Source organism: Mesorhizobium sp. M2A.F.Ca.ET.037.01.1.1, assembly GCF_003998075.1.
Taxonomy (GTDB): Bacteria; Pseudomonadota; Alphaproteobacteria; order Rhizobiales; family Rhizobiaceae; genus Mesorhizobium.
The window spans coordinates 1-583 of sequence record NZ_RZSA01001706.1 but is presented as its reverse complement, the minus strand read 5'-3'; the positions used below and the strand labels follow the sequence as shown (position 1 = coordinate 583).

Annotated in this window: 1 protein-coding gene; it reads left to right on the top strand. The window is 62.6% G+C overall.

Features of this window, described 5'->3' with window-relative positions; translation table 11 throughout:
• A partial coding sequence (locus tag EOA27_RS39345; protein WP_245491415.1) for an ABC transporter substrate-binding protein occupies positions 1–583 on the top strand: 583 nt, incomplete at both ends.

Below are 583 nucleotides of genomic sequence, written 5' to 3'. Positions count from 1 at the left end.
CATCCGCAACGCGCTGCCGGCGCTGTCGAGCGTCGTGCCGAAGCACGTTTATGAAAACGGCAAGATCGAGGACAACCCGGCCAACAATGCGCCGGTCGGCACCGGTCCGTTCAAATTCGCCGAATACAAGGCCGGCCAATATTACCGGCTGACGAGGAACGACGCCTATTGGGGCAAGGACGAGCCCTATCTCGACGAGATCGTCTACCAGGTGCTTCCCGATCGCACGTCCGCCGCGGCTGCGCTGGAAGCCGAAGAGATCCAGCTCGCCGCCTTTTCCGCCGTGCCGCTCGCCGACCTCGACCGCATCTCCAAAGTGCCGGGCCTGAAGGTCATCACCAAGGGCTATGAGGGGTTGACCTACCAGCTCGTCGTCGAGATCAACCACCGCCGCAAGGAGCTGGCCGACCTCAAGGTGCGGCAGGCGATCGCCCATGCAATCGACAAGGATTTCGTCGTCAAGACGATCTTCCTCGGCTACGCCGCGACCGCCACTGGCCCTGTGCCGAAGAACGATCCGCAATTCTACACCGCCGACGTGCCGACCTATCCTTTCGACGTCGCCAAGGCCAACGCTCTGCTG